This window comes from Streptomyces sp. NPDC046977, assembly GCF_040644455.1.
In the GTDB taxonomy this organism is placed as follows: Bacteria; Actinomycetota; Actinomycetes; order Streptomycetales; family Streptomycetaceae; genus Actinacidiphila.
Map to the genome: position 1 here is coordinate 1 of NZ_JBEYWO010000010.1, position 16,540 is coordinate 16,540.

The window sequence follows — 16,540 nt, forward strand, 5'->3', positions numbered from 1 at the left end:
TGTCGAATCGTCCGAGTAGCCCACTACGAGGACGACTCTCCGCCTTGCGATGCACCGCACCTGGGGGTACCCCCAGCGGTAGCTGGGGGAGCCGCTGGACCCGCCCTCCGGGCGGCCGACGCTACTTTCGAAACAGGCCCTAGTGGGTCGCCTCCTCCAGGGCCTTGCGGGTGTTGGGGCCGTAGACGCCCGCCGGGTCGCCCTGGACGTGGTGGAAGAACTGGAAGCGGGAGACCGCGTGGCTCACGCCCTGGTCGTACTCGCCGTCGGCGTCGCGGTAGTAGAGGCCGGCCTGGCGCAGGCGGTTCTGGAGTTCGACGACCGCGGGGCCGGTGTCGCCGGGGCGGAGCGTGGCGGGCACGGAGGGGGGCGTGCTGGTGGGCGGCGTGGACTGCGTGCCGGTGGCCGGGGCGGACACGGGGGCGGAGGCGGTGGCGGTGGCGGAGGCCGGGGCCGACGGCCGGGAGGGGGTCGCCGTGGCACTGGGCTGGTCCGACGTGGCCGGGCTCAGCCCCTCGGTGGCGGCCAGGGTCGACGGGGTCTCGCTCGGGGTCGCGGACGCCGACGCACTGTCCGCGGGGGTCGGCCGGGCGCTGGGCGGCAGTTCGAGCGCGGGCTCGGAGGCGCCCCGGTCCGGCACGGCTTCGGTGAGCTCCGGGCCCTGGTTCAGCTGCGCGGACAGGACGACGGCGCCGACGGCGAGGACGACCGCGCCGGCCGCGGCGCACGCGATCACCGCCGCACGGCGCGACCTGGCGGCGCGGCGGTGTCCGGCCCGGCCGGCCGCGGCGGGCAGGTACGGCTCCACTTCGCGCGAGGCCGTCGACAGCGGCACGGGCAGCCGGTCGGAGGTCGAGACCGTGCCGAGGTCGATGAAGTCGGTCTCCTCCTCGGCGGCTTCGCGCAGCGCCTCGGGCAGCGGGCCGGGGTCCCCGCCGTTCTCGCCGGGATCCGGCCCCGGAACGTACGGCCGCACGCGCAGCGATTCGTACTCGTACTCGTCCTCCGGAGAACCCGGCCCCTGCGACGCCACCGGCGCCCCCTCCCGACGTCCTGACAGTCGCAGTGATTATGCAGACACCCCGCACCGGTCACGAAGCCGCCTCGGGCTCCGCCGGTCGTACAAAGTGCGCGAATGATGTGCAATGGGTGTGAATCTTTGTGAAGAAGTGGCGGCTACGCGGTAACCGGCACGCATCAGGTGCCCGAGCGGAGCGAGATGGCGCAGGACGACATCGACGGCATGGACGACACCGGGGCCACCGAGGCCGCCGAGGCCACCGGCGGACCGGCCGCGGCCGGTCCCGTCGAGATCGGCGACCGGCGGGCCGTGCGCCTGGCCATCGGCGCGCTCGCCCTGGGCCTGCTGCTGGCCGCCCTGGACCAGACGATCGTGTCCACCGCGCTGCCGACCATCGTCAGCGACCTCGGCGGTCTGGACCATCTGTCCTGGGTGGTGACCGCCTACCTGCTGGCGTCGACCGCGGCGACCCCGCTGTGGGGCAAGCTGGGCGACATGTACGGCCGGAAGAAGCTCTTCCAGGCCGTCATCGTGATCTTCCTGATCGGCTCCGCGCTGTGCGGACTCTCCCGCAGCATGGGCGAGCTGATCACCTTCCGCGCCTTGCAGGGCCTGGGCGGCGGCGGCCTGATCGCGCTGTCGATGGCGATCGTCGGCGACATCGTCCCGCCCCGTGAACGCGGGCGCTACCAGGGCGTCTTCGGCGCGGTGTTCGGCGCCAGCAGCGTGCTCGGCCCGCTCCTCGGCGGGCTGTTCGTGGACACCCTCAGCTGGCGCTGGGTGTTCTACGTCAACCTGCCGATCGGGCTGGTCGCGCTCGCCGTGATCGCCACCGTGCTGCACATCCCCGTCCACCGCACCTCGCACCGCATCGACTACTGGGGCATGGCGGTGGTGGCGGCCGCCGCGACCTGCCTGGTGCTCGTGACCTCGCTCGGCGGCAGCACCTGGGCCTGGGACTCGTGGCGGATCATCGGGCTCGCGGTGCTGGGCGTGCTGCTCGTCGCGGTGTTCGTGGCTGTCGAGCGGCGGGCGGAGGAAGCGGTGCTGCCGCCGCGGCTGTTCCGGATCCGCACCTTCTGGCTCTGCTCGGTGATCTCCTTCGTCGTCGGCTTCGCGATGTTCGGCGCGCTGACCTTCCTGCCGACGTTCCTCCAGGTCGTCCACGGCTACTCGCCGACCTGGTCCGGCGTGCACATGATCCCGATGGTGGTCGGCATGCTGGTGGCGTCCACGGGCTCCGGCCAGATCGTCTCGCGCACCGGGCACTACAAGGTCTTCCCGATCACCGGGACCGCCGTCACCATCGTGGGCCTGTTCCTGCTGCACCGGCTGGACGAGCACACCGAGGTCTGGGTGCTCAGCACCTTCCTGCTGGTGTTCGGCCTCGGGCTGGGCCTGGTCATGCAGGTGCTGATCCTCGCCGTGCAGAACGCCGTCGGCTACCAGGACCTGGGCACCGCCACCTCGGGCGCCACCTTCTTCCGCTCCATCGGCGCCTCGTTCGGCGTCTCCATCTTCGGCACGATCTTCACCACCAGCCTGGCCCGCGAGATCACCGCCGCGCTCTCCGGCCGCACACTGCCGCCCGGCTTCGACCCCGCGGTCGTGCAGGCCGATCCGCGCGGGGTCGGCGCGCTCCCGGCGGACCTGCGCGAGCCGGTGCTGCACGCGTACTCCACCTCCATCACCGGGATCTTCCTGTGGGCGGTGCCGGTGTGCGCGGTCGCCTTCGTGCTGGCCTGGTTCCTCAAGGAGGAGCCGCTGCGGCGGTCGGTGACCGTGCCCGACGCCAGCGAGACCATCGGCACCAATCCCGTCAGCCGCTCCTCGCTCGACGAGATCGCCCGCTGCCTGAGCGTCCTGGGCGGCCGCCAGGCCGGCCGCGACCTGTACATCCGCATCACCCGGCTGGCCGGGCTCGACCTGCACCCCGCCTCCAGCTGGCTGCTGCTCTACCTGGCCCGGGCCCGCAGCGCCGACCCCGCGGACCTGGCCGGCCGGACGACCGTCCCGGCGGAGGCCCTCGACCGCGCGGCCCACGAGGTCGAGGAGCAGGGCCTGGCCGTACGGGACGGAAGCGCGCTGACGCTCACCGAACGGGGCCAGGAGGTCGCCGCGCTGCTGACCGAGGCACGCCGCAAGCTCCTCGCCGACCTGCTCGGCGACTGGAACCCCGAACGCCACGACGACCTGGCGGCCCTGCTCACCCGGCTGACCGGCGAGCTGTGCGGCCAGGACCAGGACCGCCCGGGGCACGATCCCCGCCGGGCCGCGTGACGGGTCGCCGTCACCGGCCCCCGGCGAAGGCGGCGAGGGCGGCGAAGTCCCGCTCGCGCAGGCCGGCCCGCGGGTCGACGTGGTGCAGCAGCGCGGGACCGGCGTGGTGGGCGGCGACGTAGTCGGTGTCCGCGGCGCTCTGCTCGTCGTCCACCCAGGCGAACGGGCGTCCGGCGGCGTGCGCCACCAGCGTCCGCGTCTTCCAGTGGACGAGGTCCGGACCGTGACCGAACAGCACGTCGGTGAAGTCGACGTACGGCAGCGGCGGCAGCCCGAGGACCGGGCCGATCCACGTGTTCGCCTCGGCCATCCAGGTGGTCGCCCACCACAGCTCGTACCCGAGGGCGAGCAGCGCCGGCCCGTGGGCCGGGTCGAGCCACACGCGCAGCGGTCCTGTGGCCAGGCCCACCGGCGGCACCCGCAGGGTGGTGTACCCGTCCGGGCGGCCTCCCTCGGCCGCGTACGGGTTGAGCGGCCCGTCCACGTCCAGGTAGAGCAGGGGCCCGGTCGACGGCGTCCTCACCGGCGGGGCGGCGCGGCTGCGGAGGCCGGCGCGCTGCCGTGGAACTTCTTGTGGATCCACAGGCGTTCGCCGCCGAGCTCGACCTTCGCGTACGTGCCGCTGAGCGGGCCGATGCGGGTCCCGAGGGGCAGGCGAGCCACCACGCGGTTCGGCCGCGTCGTCCCCCACCGACCCATGGCGAGGGTCACCACCGCCCGGTCGGTCACCAGCACGACGCGCCGCGTCGTCGCCAGGAGCGCCACCACCAGCGCGATCAGCAGCCACGGCAGCCCGAGCCACGGCGCCTCGCCGGCCAGCCGGCGCGCCACGATCCCCAGCATCACCGCGCCGGCGAACATCCACATCGTCGCCCACGGATTGATCCCGCCCTGGGCGACGAAGACCTGCCGGACCGACTCCCCCGGTTCCAGGAACCCCCGCGACCGCTCTTCCGCCTTCTGCAGCACCCTCATGCAGACTCCCCCTTCTGACGCTCCCCACCCGTACGGCAGCGACCCGGCTCCGTGACCCGCCGCCGGGCCCGGGCGGTCGTACGGGGACCACCGCGGGCAGGGCGACGGTACCGGCCCCTCAGGACTGCTTGGGGGCGGCCTGCTGGACGACCTCGAAGGACCACAGCGTCGAGCCGGTCGCCGCGGGCTGCGGGCGGCCCTCGCCGCCGCCCTGGTGGGCCTCGCGCATGGAGCCGGACATCCAGTTCGCGAAGTCCTCCTCGCTGCGCCAGCGTGTGTAGACCAGGTACTGGTCGGTGCCCTCCAGGGGGCGCAGGAGCTCGAACCACTCGAAGCCGTCGGAGTTCTCCACCGCGCCGGCGCGGGCGGCGAAGCGCTTCTCCAGGACCTCGCGCTGCTCCGCCGGAACGGTGAGGGCGTTGATCTTCACGATGCTCATGCCCTCATCGTGCCAGCCGGAATTCGGGTGCCGGGGGCGGGGCGGGCGTGTCAGGCTGCGCAGCGGTCGGCGAATCGTCCGTACGAAGGAGGCCTGCCATGTCCGAGACCGGTGCGCACGCCGTGTCCGCCCTGTTCCGCGGCGGTCGGCTGACCGTGATCCCCCGCCGTGCGGCGCGCCGCGAGCAGGTGCTGCGGCACCTGGCCGAGACGCTGTTCCGGCCCGGCCGCGGCTATGCCGAGGCCGAGGTGAACGAGGCCCTGCGCACGGTGCACGACGACTGCGCGGCCCTGCGCCGGTACCTGGTCGACGACGGCTGGCTGGAACGTTCCGCGGACGGCACGGTCTACCGCAGGATCCGCTAGGCCGGTTCGGCCCGCGGCCGGCGCCGCAGGGGCGGGCCGGCGAGCCAGACGCTCACGGCGATGATCCACAGGCCGGCCAGGCACAGGCCGATGAAGCCGGCGAACGGGACGAACATCAGCACGCCCAGGACGAAGGCGATCCACCCCAGCCAGTGCGGCAGCGGCCCGGAGGAGCGGGCCGTGCTGAGTCCGGCCGCGAGCAGCATCACGCCCACCCCGCCGAGGAACGGCATGAACAGGTCGCCGCTGAGCACGTTGAGGGCCTGGAGCGCGCCGCCGCCGACCATCTGCTCACCGGCGGCCTCGATGAGGCAGAGGGTGAGCCCGGCGCTGATCCAGAAGCCGAGGGCGCCGAGCGCGCCGCCGACGAGGGCGATGTCGGGCAGCCAGCCGGAGCGGTCGGTCGTGGCGAGGGCGCGGCGCAGGCTCCCGGCGAAGAACACCAGGAAGATCCCGGCGACCAGGAGCAGGTACAGGCCGACGCCCTGCGCGGTGTCGTGCCGGGTGTAGAAGAGGCGGACCGTGAAGCCGGAGCTGCCGACGCGGGGCGTGTCCCCTTGGAGGGCGAAGGCGATGGCGCCGAGGATCACGGCCACGAGGCCGTTGAGGGGCCCGAAGCGCATCGGGGGCCTCCGTCCGTGCGTCCGTGCTGCTGCCGCCCCCGGCACCGGCGATGCCCGTAATGATGTTTGCACGGGTGCCAGGGGGCCGCCATCGGCGGACGGGGCCTCAGCGGGCCTCCGCGACCGCCGCCCGGTCGGGGCCGGCCGTGGCCTGCGCGGGCAGGGTGACGGGCACGACGGAGTGACTGCGGCGCTCGCGCTGGAAGACGTACGCGGCGATCGAGCCGGAGCCGATGAGGGCGACGGCGGAGGTGGCGGTGCCGAGCCAGCCGGCGCCGAGCCACTGGCCGCCCGCGTAGCCGAGGCCGACGCTGTACGCGGCCCAGACCAGGCTCGCCAGCGCGGACCAGGGAAGGAATTCGCGGACCCTGCGGTGCGAGGCGCCGGCGGTGAGGCTGACGACGGAGCGGCCGGCCGGTGCGAAGCGGGCCAGGACGACGAGCGCGCCGCCGCCGCGGGCCAGGACGGCGCCGAGGACCTCCTGGGCGCTGGACAGCCGGCGGGAGTTGGCGACCCGGTGGTCGAGCCAGTCGCCGCCGCGCCAGGCCAGCCGGTAGGCGGCCAGGTCGCCGAGGGTGGAGGCGGTGGCGGCGCACAGCAGCAGGACGACCACGTCCAGGATGCCGTTGGTGCCTCCAACGGCGGTGCCGGCGGTGGCGGCCGAGATGAGCAGCACGCCGCTGGGCATCACGGGCACGAAGACGTCGAGCACGATGGACGCGGCGACCAGCGCGTAGATCCACGGTGAGTCGAACAGCGAGCCCGCTCCGGTCAGCACCGCGTTCTCCTCTCTCCCTCTGGTGCGCGGCGCCCTCCGGGGTGTGTGGCGGTCTCGCGCAGAAGCGGTTCTTCTGCGACCCGCCCTCAGCCGTACAGCGTACGCCAGAGAGGCGCCGAGGATCCCCTCGGGGGCGCGTGACGTTTTCCTCATCATCGATGGCGGGCTGTGGGAATAGCACGCGAATTACTGGGGAGTCACCGGGGTCGCCCTGCGATCGGCCCGGTCCGCGCGCCCGCCGCACGGCCGTGACCTCAGCCGATGCGGCATCACCCGGCACCGCCCCGCCCGCGGTGTTGATCCGGCGCCCAAGAAGCCGCGCAGTGGCGGAAGTCCACAGATCTACCCAAGTCACCCATTCCGGATTCTCATCCATTCGAGTGAGTGCAGGCGGCTCCGTCCCCTGGGTAGCTTCGGTGGGGACAGCGGCCGAGGGCAGGGGGGCTCCCACCACACACGTCGTTTCGCGGTGAATTGTTTGCATAAGCCACGCATGTGACTGCGTGGGCCACGAGGGCGCAAGGGAAGGACCATTCATGACGGTTGAGCCGGATGTCGCGTCGGAGTCGGCGACAGGGAACGGACAGTCCCAGCAGAGTCTGAGCACCGCCGCGGCGCGGAATTTGGCGACGACCACCAAATCCACGCCGCAGATGCAGGGCATCACCTCGCGCTGGCTGCTGAAGGTACTGCCGTGGGTCCAGGCGGCGGGCGGCGCGTACCGGGTCAACCGCCGGCTGAGCTACTCGGTCGGTGACGGGCGCGTCGACTTCGTCCAGACCGGCTCCGACGTGCGGGTGATCCCGGCGGAGCTCGGCGAACTGCCCCTGCTGCGCGGATTCGACGACGGCGCCGTCCTCGCGGCGCTGGCCGGCCAGTTCGAGCAACGGGAGTTCGCGCCCGGGGAGGTGATCGTCTCCGCCGGGCAGCCGGCCGACCATGTCTTCCTGGTCGCGCACGGAAAGATCAACAAGCTGGCGCCCACCAAGTGGGACGGCCAGGGCGTGGTCGGCACCATCGCCGACGGCGACCACTTCGGCTCCGAGGGGCTGGCCGCGGCCGACGCCACCTGGGACTGGACCGCCAAGGCCGCCACCACCGTGACCGCCCTCGCCCTGCCGCGGCAGGCCTTCCAGGCCCTGATGCAGCAGTCCGACGGACTGCGCGAGCACGTCGCCGGCTTCGTCAGCGGCACCCAGCAGGCGCAGAACAAGTACGGCGAGAAGGCCATCGCCCTCGCCTCCGGCCACATCGGCGAGCACGAACTGCCCGGCACGTTCGTGGACTACGAACTCTCCCCGCGCGAGTACGAGTTGAGCGTCGCCCAGACCGTGCTGCGGGTGCACAGCCGTGTCGCCGACCTGTACAACCAGCCCTACAACCAGGTCGAGCAGCAGCTGAAGCTCACCATCGAGGCGCTGCGCGAGCGCCAGGAGCACGAACTCATCAACAACCAGGAGTTCGGGCTCCTGAACAACGCCGACTACCGGCAGCGCATCACCACCCACTCCGGCCCGCCCACCCCAGACGACCTCGACGAGCTGATCAGCCGCCGCCGCGGCGCCCAGTACCTGCTGGCGCACCCGCGGGCCATCGCCGCCATCGGCCGCGAGTTCAACAGCCGCGGCCTCGTGCCGCACACCGTCGACCTGCACGGCAACCACGTGCCCTCCTGGCGCGGTCTGCCGATCCTGCCGTGCAACAAGATCCCCGTCACGAAGGAGAACACCACCTCGATCCTGGTGCTGCGCACCGGCGAGGACAACCAGGGCGTAATCGGCCTGCACCAGACGGGACTCCCGGACGAGTACGAGCCGGGTCTGTCCGTCCGCTTCATGGGCATCGACGAGAAGGCGATCATCTCCTACCTCGTCAGCGCCTACTACTCGGCGGCCGTCCTGGTGCCCGACGCCCTCGGCGTCCTGGAGAACGTCGAGATCGCCCGCCGCGGGGAGTAGGCGGCGGTGCGCGTGCTCGCGGCGGACGGCGGCCCCACGCGGCCCACCGTCCGCCGCGAGCGCGGCCGTTGCCCCCCGCTCCCGCGGGGGGTTTGCCCCACCCCGCAACCGGTGGGCGGCCTGATTCCGGCTCCGCCGCGCTCTCCGTACCGTCCTTGACATGACGAAACGCAACGGCACCCTCAGGACCCTGACCGCCGCCGCCGGTGCGGTGGCACTCGCCATGACGGCCTCCGCCTGTGCGGACGCCTCCGACGACACCCGCCCGGAACAGCGCGACTTCGCGCTCTCCGGCAGCCGGCTGACCATCGACGCCGCGGACAGCGCGGTCGTGGTCAGGCCCGCGGACGTCAAGACCGTCAAGGTCACCCGCTGGTTCGACGGCTGGTCCGTGCTCGGCGACACCCCGAAGGCCACCTGGTCGCTGGACGGCCACACCCTGAAGTTCCGGGTCGACTGCCACGGCTTCATGGACAACTGCTCCGCCCGGCACGAAGTGCTGGTGCCGCGCGGCGTGACCGTGACGGTGACCAACGGGGACGGCCGCGTGGAGGCCAGCGGCTTCAGCACCCCGCTCACCCTCACCACCAAGGACGGCTCGGTCCGGGTCCGGGACGTGACCGGTCCCCTGGAGCTGTCCACCGGCGACGGCCGCATCGAGGCGACCGGCCTGGCCTCCCGCCGGGTCACCGCGCACACCTCGGACGGCTCGCTGACGCTGGCGTTCGTGCAGGCCCCCGACAGCGTCGAGGCGCGCAGCGGCGACGGCGCGGTGCGGGTGTCCCTGCCCAAGCAGGCCTACCGGGTCAGCGCGCGCTCCGGCGACGGACACGTCCGCGTCGCCGTGCCGCGCGACGACAGCAGCCCCCGCACGGTCACCGTCCGCACCTCCGACGGCTCGGTGAACGTCGTCGAGGCGCCCGCCGGCTGACGCAACCGACCGGCCCGTGTATTCGTCCCTGCCGGGTGGGAGACTGGAGCGGACAACCACCGGCGGCGGACCTGCGGGAGAGGGCACTGTGACGACGGCACGCTCGTGGTGGCGGCGCGGGGACAATCTGCGCGCCGACGCCCAGGCCGCGAAGGACGCCGCCGCGCAGGCCTTCTACGAGCTCGACACGGCGCAGCGCGACCTCGTGATCTCCATAGAGACGGTCACCGCCGTGGACGACACCCCGGCCGCCCGCCGGGCCGTGGCGGACTTCCGGGCGCTGGGCGAGCGCATCGACGAGGTCAGCGCCGGCTACATCGCCGCCGTCGACGCCTACGACCTCGACCACGACGAACTGGACGCCTCGACGGCGGCCCGCGCCCGCACCGAGCTGACCCGGGCCAAGGACGAGCTGACCCGGGCCAGAACGGACCTCGACACCTTCGCCCGGAACCTCACGCCGCTGCTGGAGAAGGCCGAGACCCAGCTCGCCCGTCTCGCCCCGGCCGTCGAGCGCGCCCGGCAGGCCCTGCTGGGCGCCTCCAACGCGCTGGACGCGGTACGCGCCTCCGGGCTGCGCGCCGACGACCTGGCCGCCCGGCTCGCCGCGCTCGGCCCGGAACTGACCAAGCTCAACCAGGGCGCGGGCCGGCACGGCGTCCAGGAGACCATCCGCCGCGCCGACGAGGTCCTGCGCACGGCGGAGGGCATCCGCGCCGAGGCCGAACGGCTCCCCGAACGGGCCCGCGAGATCGACAAGCGCCTGGTGTCCCTGCGCACCCGTACACAGGCACTGGCCACCCGCACCGAGGGCGTCACACCGGTCCTCAGCGAGCTGCGGCGGCGGTACTCCATGGCCTGCTGGGAAGACCTCCAGCAGGTCCCGCAGCGGGCCGCCGAGGCGGTCGGCCACGCCGAACAGAAACTCGCGGAGGCCACCAAGGCCCGCGAGGAGCAGCGCTGGCCGGACGCGACGGCCCTGCTGGCGACCGTCCGGGCGCAGCTCGACGACGCCGACGCGGCCGTCTCCGCCGCCGGGGACCGCCTGCGGCGGCTCAACGAGGTCAGCAAGGACCCGCAGGGCGAGATCGAACGCACCCGGTTCGCCCTCCGCGACGCCCAGCGCCTCGCCATGCAGGGGCGCACCACGCCGGAGCCACGGCACGCCCGCCCTCTCGACGACGCGGTGGCCCGCGTGGACCGGGCTGTCGCCGGGCTGGAGGGGCGGCACCCCGACTGGTGGCACTTCCTGCAGGAGATGGCCGGGGTGCGGGATGCGGCGGCGCGGGTTGTCGCGGCGATCCGCGAGGACCGCGCGGCGGGCCGTCCTTAGGCCTGCGGCCTCCCTCCCCGATTTTTCCCCCGCCCTCCCGCCCGTGTGCCCCGTGAAGTCTGGGCACCCCGACGCCAGTTGTTGGGGGGCCGGGTTCGGGGCCTCCGGGGCTGCCATTCTGGACAGCACATTTAGGTGCCTCAGGAACTCTCGGCTGCGTGCCCCGGGTTGTGCACCCAAATATGCTCCACAGTCCAGAACACCACCCTCCCCCAGCTACCGCTGGGAGGTGCCCCCACCTCCCCCGCCCCCTCCGTGAGCTCTCGCGCCTGATCCCCGGTGGGTGGATATGGACGGCACCGTGCTCGGGCACCCGCAGGCGCAGCGCTGTCCAAGTGCGCAGCCGTCACCGCCCACAGACACCCCACCGGCCGTAAGTCGCCCCAACGACCCCGGGAGGGGGTGCGCCGGGGTCCGCCCGCTGGGGGCACCTCCCAGCGGTAGCTGGGGGAGGGACGAGCGGCGCCCGCAGCACACAAATTGCAGGGGTAACCCGCGAGCCCCGTGGGGGTCCCCCCGGCCGAAGGTTGGGGGAGGACTCCGGAGCGGCGCCGACCCCACACCAAACAGAGCGCAGGGCCCGTACTTACCGCGCCGGGCACACGGGCGGGAGGGCGGGGGAAAAACCTGGACCCGGACGGCAGTCAGGCGCAGCAACCGCCGCCGCAGCAACCGCCTCCCGCGGACGGGGCGGCCGCAGCCGACGCCGTCCCCCCGACAGCGACAGCCGAAAGCAGCTTGACCGTGTCGTCATGCCCGGCAGGGCACTCCGCCGGGGAGGAGGACTCGGCCATCGGCCGGTTCAGCTCGAACGTGGTGCCGCAGGACCGGCAGCGGTATTCGTATCGGGGCATGAGCACAGGTTAGCCAGAGCCAGAGCGCACCGCTTGCGCGCCGGCGTCAGCCCGTCGCGACACGGTCGTCGAACTCCCGAATGGCCGCGGCGGCGCTGCCCGCCGCGGGGCATGAGCACAGGTTAGCCAGAGCACAGGGCCCAGCGCCCAGCGTCACCGCTTGCGCGCCAGCGTCAGCCCGTCGGCGACCGTCAGAAGCAGCGCCTCGACGCGCAGGTCGGCCGCGACGTGGCCGTTGAACTCGCGGATGGCCGCGGCGGCGCCGCCCGCCGCGGGGTCGGTCACGCGGCCGTGGTAGAGGGTGTTGTCGGCCGCGAGGACGCCGCCCGGTCGCATGCGGGGGACGAGTTCCTCCCAGTAGGCGACGTAGTTCTCCTTGTCGGCGTCCAGGTAGACGAGGTCGATCGAGGGTTCCTGGGGCAGCGCCCGGAGCGTGTCGAGGGCGGGTGCGATGCGCAGGTCGATGCGGTCCTCCACCTCCGCCTTGGCCCATGCCTCGCGGGCGACGGCGGTCCACTCCTCGGAGATGTCGCAGGCGAGCAGGCGTCCCCCGGTGGGCAGGGCCTGTGCCATGGAGAGGGCGGAGAAGCCGGTGAAGGTGCCGACCTCCACGACGTTGCGGGCGCCGAGCAGGCGGACCAGGAAGGCCAGCAGCGGGCCCTGTTCCTGGGCGGACTGCATGCCGGCCGCGCCGCCGAAGCGCTGGTGGGTGATCTCGACCAGTTCGCGCTGGACGGCGTCCAGGGGCGGGTTGTGGTCCAGTACGTAGGCGTAGAGCTCGGGGGTAAGCGGGGGATTCTTGGTCTCGTTCACGACTGCTCCTTAAGGTGGCGGGCATGTACGTGGATGACGCCGTCGCCTTGGTGCCCAGCATGCCAGGAAGGCGGGTGCTGCTGGGTGTTGCCGGAGCTCCCGCCGCGGGCAAGTCGACCCTGGCCAGGTCGCTGGTGGACGGGGTGAACGCGCGGCTCGGCGCGGACACGGCCGTGCAGGTCCCGATGGACGGCTTCCACCTGTCCAACGTCCAGTTGGACCGGCTGGGGCTGCGCGGCCGCAAGGGCGCGCCGGAGACCTTCGACGTGGACGGCTACGTCCATCTGCTGCGGCGGCTGCGGGCGGCGCAGGGCCGCACGGTCTACGCGCCGGACTTCGACCGGGCGCTGGACGAGCCGGTGGCGGCGGGGATCGCGGTGCCGGCCGATGCCCGGCTGGTGGTGACCGAGGGGAACTACCTCGCCGACGACGGCCCCGGCTGGCACGAGGTGCGGGATCTGCTGGACGAGTTGTGGTTCCTGGAGACCGAGCGCGCGGTGCGCGAGGAGCGGCTGCTCGTACGGCATGTGACGGGCGGTCGCACCGAGGAGGAGGCACGCGCCTTCATCGAGGCCAGCGAACGCCCGAACGCGCTGCGCGTCGAGACGACACGCAGCGCGGCCACCCGCGTACTCAGGCTCAACGACGCGACGCACTGAACAGCCGACGAGCCCGCCACGGCGGCCGGCACGCGCCTTCATCGAGGCCGGCGAACGCCCGAACGCGCTGCGCGTCGAGACGACACGCAGCGCGGCCACCCGCGTGCTGAGGCTCAGCGACGGGACACGCTGAGCAATCGACGTGCGGGGCCGTCCGGCCGGAGCCGGCGTCCGGCATGTGACGGGGAGCGCACCGAGGACAAGGCACGCGCCCTTCATCCAGGCCGGCGAACGGCCGCACGTGCTGCGGCTCAGCGACGGGACACGCTGAGCATCCGGCGCAGCATCTCCTCGCCCGCCGCCGCGCCGGCGAGGGTGAGCGCGTCGATGTGCGGGGCGGTCCAGCCGGAGTCGGCGAGTTCGCCGTGGCCCGGGCGCCAGCCGGTGTGCGCGGCGAGCAGCAGGTCCGCGTCGAGGAGGGAGTCGCCGGCGGCCAGGACGTGCTCGGCGCCGGTGCGCCGGACGACCTCGGCCAGGGCGGCGGACTTGGTGAGCGGGCGGGGCACGGCGTAGATCTTGCGGCCCTGGAGCGACACCGTCCAGCCCCGCTCCTCGGCCCACTCGGCGAATTCCTTCACCCAGTTCTCGGGCAGCAGGGAGCGCTCGACGACGAGGTAGACGAAGAGGTCCTCGGCCACCCGCTCCTTGCGCAGCCAGGACTCGTCGCCGGTGCGCGCCAGGTGCGCCCGGACCTCGTCCAGTGGCGCGCAGCCCTCGGCGAGGCGGCGGCGCATCTCGGCGTTCCAGTCGTGGTCGGTGTGGCCCTTGACGAGGATGTGCCCGCCGTTGGCGCAGATCGCGTAACGCGGCACGGGGCCGGGCAGGTTGATCCGCCGGTACTGCTTGCGGGTGCGCGTGGTCGCGGGGACGAACTCGGCGACCGCGGCCAGCTTCTGGAGCAGGGCGGCGGCGGTCTCCGTCATGAAGGACAGCGGCCGTCCCTCGTGGACCTCCACGCACAGCAGGCGGGGCGCGTCCTCGTCGGGCACGGTCAGGGCGAGCGCCGACGGGGAGTAGACGAGGGTGCGGTCGAGGTCGCTGGCGACGAGGGTGCGCTGGTCCGGACGCTGCTTCACTGGGCCGTCACGGCCTTTCCGTTGGTACCGGTCGCGCCCCGGGTGAAGCGCGGGTGGATCAGCCCGACGCACGAGTACGGCAGGTCGTCCACCTCCTCCACCGGGACGCCCCGCTGCTCGGCGAGCAGCCGGATGTGGGCCAGGTCGGCGCCGGCCCCGCGGCGGGCGAGCACCCGCCAGGGCACGCGGCGCAGCAGGACCCGGGTGGTCTCGCCGACGCCGGGCTTGACCAGGTTGACGTCCCCGATGCCGTACTCCTCGCTGATCCGCTCGACGGCCTTCCAGCCCTCCCAGGTGGGTGCGCGGTCGGCGGCCTGGAGTTCCTTGAGGTCGCGGGCGACGTCCTCGGCCACGTCGCCGAAGCGGGCGGCGACCGTGTCGAGGAAGAGGGTGGAGACGTCCGAGCCGGCCAGTTCGCGGTAGAACTTCGCGCCGTGGAAGTCGTCGGGGCCGATCAGGTCGGAGCGCAGCACGGTGCGGGAGATCAGGCCGGAGACGGTGGAGTTGAGGCATGCGGACGGGATGAGGAAGTCGTCGCGGGTGCCGTAGGTGCGCACGCAGGACCCGGGGTCGGCGAGCACCGCGATCTCCGGGTCGAAGTCCCCGAAGGGGGCGACGGCCTCGGCCAGTTCACGGGTGATCGCGCCCTTGCCGGTCCAGCCGTCCACGAAGACCACCCGCGCCGGGTCGTGGTGCGCGGCCAGCCAGCGCAGCGCGGTGGTGTCGATCCCGCGGCCGCGGACGATGGAGACCGCGTAGTGCGGCAGGTCCAGGCCGTGGGCGTGCCGGGCCCAGCGGCGCATCAGCACGCCGACGGGCGTGCCCGCGCGGGCCAGCGACACCAGTACCGCGTCCGGGCCGCGCTCGGCGAGCACCAGGTCGGTGACGGCGCCGACGGCGCGGGCGATCCGGCCCGCGGACTGCTCCAGGGCGTCCCGGAACAGCTCCTGGTACTCCGCGCTCGGCTGGTACTCCTCGGGCAGCGACTCCGCGTAGTGCGCGCCGCCGCTCTGGATGGCCTCCTCGCGCTCCTCGGTCGGGGCCTCCAGCTCCACGTCCGACAGGTCCTTGAGCAGCCAGCCGACCTCCTCGGGGGCGTACGAGGAGAACGCGGGGCCGCGCAGCGGCTCCGGGAGCCCCGGGGAGGTACGGGGTTCGTAACTGGGGACCACGGCGAGCAGCATCCTTTCTGTGTGTTCCGCGAGCCGGGCGAGCAGCCCGCCCGGGGCGTGCAGCGCGGGGGTGTCCGCCGCGCTGTCCACGACCGCGACGATCGTGTCGAAGCCGGCGCCGGCGACGTTGTACGCGTAGCGCTCGCCGGGGCCGTCGGCGGGCGCGTCGTGGTCGGGGAAGACGATCCGGGTGCGGATCGCGTACCCGGGGTCGTCGACGGCGAGCACGGGCGAGCGGGTGGTGGTGGAGAAGCGGACCTCCGCGTGCGGCAACGTCTCCTGGAGGGCCTGGGCCAGGCGCAGCGGGACGTACATCAGCTCCTCGTTGCCCAGCACGAGGATGCGCCGACCGCCTGCCGCACCCGCCGCCAGTGAGGCGGCCATCGCCGGGAGGGCGGCCTCCAGGCGGGTGCGGTGGGCGGGGGTGAAGCCGTGCCGGCCGCCGTCGGGCACGCCGGCCGGCCAGTCCAGGGGCACGCGCTCCGGCAGCGGGCGGACGGCATCCGGTGCCGGGTGGGCGGCGGCGGCCTCGGCGGCAGCGTGACTGTCCTGCTCGGCGACCAGGGCCCGGCCCCGTTCCAGCACGTCCTCGGGGAGGTCGACGCCGCCGGTGGCGAGGGCCACCAGGTCGACGGCGGCGCCCAGTTCCGCGGCGACGGCGGTGAGCCGTTCGCGGTCGGCGGGCGAGCGCATGTCGACCAGGGCCACCACCACGTACCGGTCCCGCGGGTAGCGGGCGTGCAAGGCGCGGACCGTGTTGAGCACGGTGCGCCCGGTGGAGAACTCGTCGTCGACGAGGACCAGCGGCCCGTCCCCCGCCAGCAGCGCGGGGTCCTCGGGCAGCAGGAGGTGGGAGGTGGCGTGGCTGTGCTCCTCCTCGAAGCCCCCGACCGGGGTCGTACCGGGCACCGGGCGCCGGGTGGAGTGCAGGTAGGGGGCGGTGCCGAGGCCGTCGGCGACGGCGTGGCCGAGGCCGGTGGCGGTCTCCGCGTAGCCGAGGACGACCGCGCGCACGGCGGCGTCCGCCCCGAGCAGGTCGCGCACGCGCACGCCGAGCCCGTGCCCGGCCGCGTAGACGGCCTCGGGCCGCTGCGGGACGTGCTTGCCCAGCACGTTGGAGACGAGCAGGTGCGCGCGCTTGGGGTTGCGGCGCAGGGCGAGGCCCAGCAGACCGCTCAGGCCCTCGCCGCGAAGGGCGATGCCGAGGCGGTCGGCGACCCACTGCCCGGACCAGACGGGTTCTGCTGCCATGGGGAGGGCCCT

16 protein-coding genes are annotated in these 16,540 nt (G+C 73.5%); 6 read left to right on the forward strand and 10 right to left on the reverse strand.

Annotation, left to right across the window (positions count from 1 at the left end):
- Window positions 1-139: 139 nt before the first annotated feature.
- Window positions 140-1,033 carry a peptidoglycan-binding domain-containing protein gene (locus ABZ883_RS16980; protein WP_360906516.1) on the reverse strand — a complete coding sequence of 298 codons (894 nt, stop codon included), beginning with the start codon at window positions 1,031-1,033 and terminating at the stop codon, window positions 140-142.
- A 186-nt stretch (window positions 1,034-1,219) separates the two neighbouring features.
- Here ABZ883_RS16980 and ABZ883_RS16985 point away from each other — a divergent pair, with 186 nt between their 5' ends.
- On the forward strand, window positions 1,220-3,301 hold the full coding sequence (locus ABZ883_RS16985) for an MFS transporter (protein ID WP_360906518.1): 2,082 nt from the start codon (window positions 1,220-1,222) through the stop codon (window positions 3,299-3,301).
- Window positions 3,302-3,311: 10 nt separating this feature from the next.
- Here the strand turns inward: ABZ883_RS16985 and ABZ883_RS16990 are convergent, their stop codons facing one another.
- From ABZ883_RS16990 to ABZ883_RS17000, 3 genes are all read right to left on the reverse strand, one after another.
- A complete protein-coding gene (locus ABZ883_RS16990; RefSeq protein ID WP_360906520.1) occupies window positions 3,312-3,824 on the reverse strand; it encodes a hypothetical protein in 513 nt (170 codons plus the stop codon).
- Window positions 3,821-4,276 (reverse strand): hypothetical protein, encoded by a 456-nt coding sequence (locus tag ABZ883_RS16995; RefSeq protein WP_360906522.1) that lies wholly within the window; start codon window positions 4,274-4,276, stop codon window positions 3,821-3,823. The genes ABZ883_RS16990 and ABZ883_RS16995 overlap by 4 nt, the downstream gene beginning before the upstream one ends.
- Window positions 4,277-4,394: 118 nt before the next feature.
- Window positions 4,395-4,715 (reverse strand): antibiotic biosynthesis monooxygenase, encoded by a 321-nt coding sequence (locus ABZ883_RS17000; RefSeq protein ID WP_360906524.1) that lies wholly within the window; start codon window positions 4,713-4,715, stop codon window positions 4,395-4,397.
- A 98-nt stretch (window positions 4,716-4,813) separates the two neighbouring features.
- On the opposite strand from ABZ883_RS17000, the gene ABZ883_RS17005 reads away from it, so the two are divergent.
- Window positions 4,814-5,080 carry a DUF2087 domain-containing protein gene (locus ABZ883_RS17005; RefSeq protein ID WP_360906527.1) on the forward strand — a complete coding sequence of 89 codons (267 nt, stop codon included), beginning with the start codon at window positions 4,814-4,816 and terminating at the stop codon, window positions 5,078-5,080.
- On the opposite strand, the gene ABZ883_RS17010 is transcribed toward ABZ883_RS17005, so the two are convergent.
- Window positions 5,077-5,703 (reverse strand): hypothetical protein, encoded by a 627-nt coding sequence (locus tag ABZ883_RS17010; protein WP_360906529.1) that lies wholly within the window; start codon window positions 5,701-5,703, stop codon window positions 5,077-5,079. The genes ABZ883_RS17005 and ABZ883_RS17010 overlap by 4 nt on opposite strands.
- 106 nt (window positions 5,704-5,809) lie before the next feature.
- Complete coding sequence (locus ABZ883_RS17015) at window positions 5,810-6,481, reverse strand: VTT domain-containing protein (protein ID WP_360906531.1); 672 nt, start codon at window positions 6,479-6,481, stop codon at window positions 5,810-5,812.
- A 536-nt stretch (window positions 6,482-7,017) separates the two neighbouring features.
- Between ABZ883_RS17015 and ABZ883_RS17020 the strand changes: the two genes are divergently transcribed.
- From ABZ883_RS17020 to ABZ883_RS17030, 3 genes are all read left to right on the forward strand, one after another.
- On the forward strand, window positions 7,018-8,439 hold the full coding sequence (locus ABZ883_RS17020; protein ID WP_360906533.1) for a family 2B encapsulin nanocompartment shell protein: 1,422 nt from the start codon (window positions 7,018-7,020) through the stop codon (window positions 8,437-8,439).
- 160 nt (window positions 8,440-8,599) lie between these two features.
- Window positions 8,600-9,370: a DUF4097 family beta strand repeat-containing protein gene (locus tag ABZ883_RS17025; protein WP_360906534.1), complete on the forward strand. Its 771-nt coding sequence runs from the start codon at window positions 8,600-8,602 to the stop codon at window positions 9,368-9,370.
- An 88-nt stretch (window positions 9,371-9,458) separates the two neighbouring features.
- The gene (locus ABZ883_RS17030; RefSeq protein WP_360906536.1) at window positions 9,459-10,703 is read left to right on the forward strand and encodes a hypothetical protein; all 1,245 of its coding nucleotides are present in this window, start codon (window positions 9,459-9,461) and stop codon (window positions 10,701-10,703) included.
- 644 nt (window positions 10,704-11,347) lie between these two features.
- Here the strand turns inward: ABZ883_RS17030 and ABZ883_RS17035 are convergent.
- On the reverse strand, window positions 11,348-11,557 hold the full coding sequence (locus tag ABZ883_RS17035; RefSeq protein ID WP_360906538.1) for a zinc ribbon domain-containing protein: 210 nt from the start codon (window positions 11,555-11,557) through the stop codon (window positions 11,348-11,350).
- A gap of 153 nt (window positions 11,558-11,710) precedes the next feature.
- Window positions 11,711-12,370: a class I SAM-dependent methyltransferase gene (locus ABZ883_RS17040; RefSeq protein ID WP_360906540.1), complete on the reverse strand. Its 660-nt coding sequence runs from the start codon at window positions 12,368-12,370 to the stop codon at window positions 11,711-11,713.
- Window positions 12,371-12,393: 23 nt separating this feature from the next.
- Here ABZ883_RS17040 and ABZ883_RS17045 point away from each other — a divergent pair, with 23 nt between their 5' ends.
- On the forward strand, window positions 12,394-13,029 hold the full coding sequence (locus ABZ883_RS17045) for a nucleoside/nucleotide kinase family protein (protein ID WP_360906542.1): 636 nt from the start codon (window positions 12,394-12,396) through the stop codon (window positions 13,027-13,029).
- Window positions 13,030-13,280: 251 nt separating this feature from the next.
- Here the strand turns inward: ABZ883_RS17045 and ABZ883_RS17050 are convergent, their stop codons facing one another.
- Window positions 13,281-14,105: an HAD family hydrolase gene (locus tag ABZ883_RS17050; protein WP_360906544.1), complete on the reverse strand. Its 825-nt coding sequence runs from the start codon at window positions 14,103-14,105 to the stop codon at window positions 13,281-13,283.
- Window positions 14,102-16,528, reverse strand: coding sequence for a phosphoribosyltransferase (locus ABZ883_RS17055; RefSeq protein WP_360906546.1), 2,427 nt, complete (start codon window positions 16,526-16,528; stop codon window positions 14,102-14,104). The genes ABZ883_RS17050 and ABZ883_RS17055 overlap by 4 nt, the downstream gene beginning before the upstream one ends.
- Window positions 16,529-16,540 lie beyond the last annotated feature (12 nt).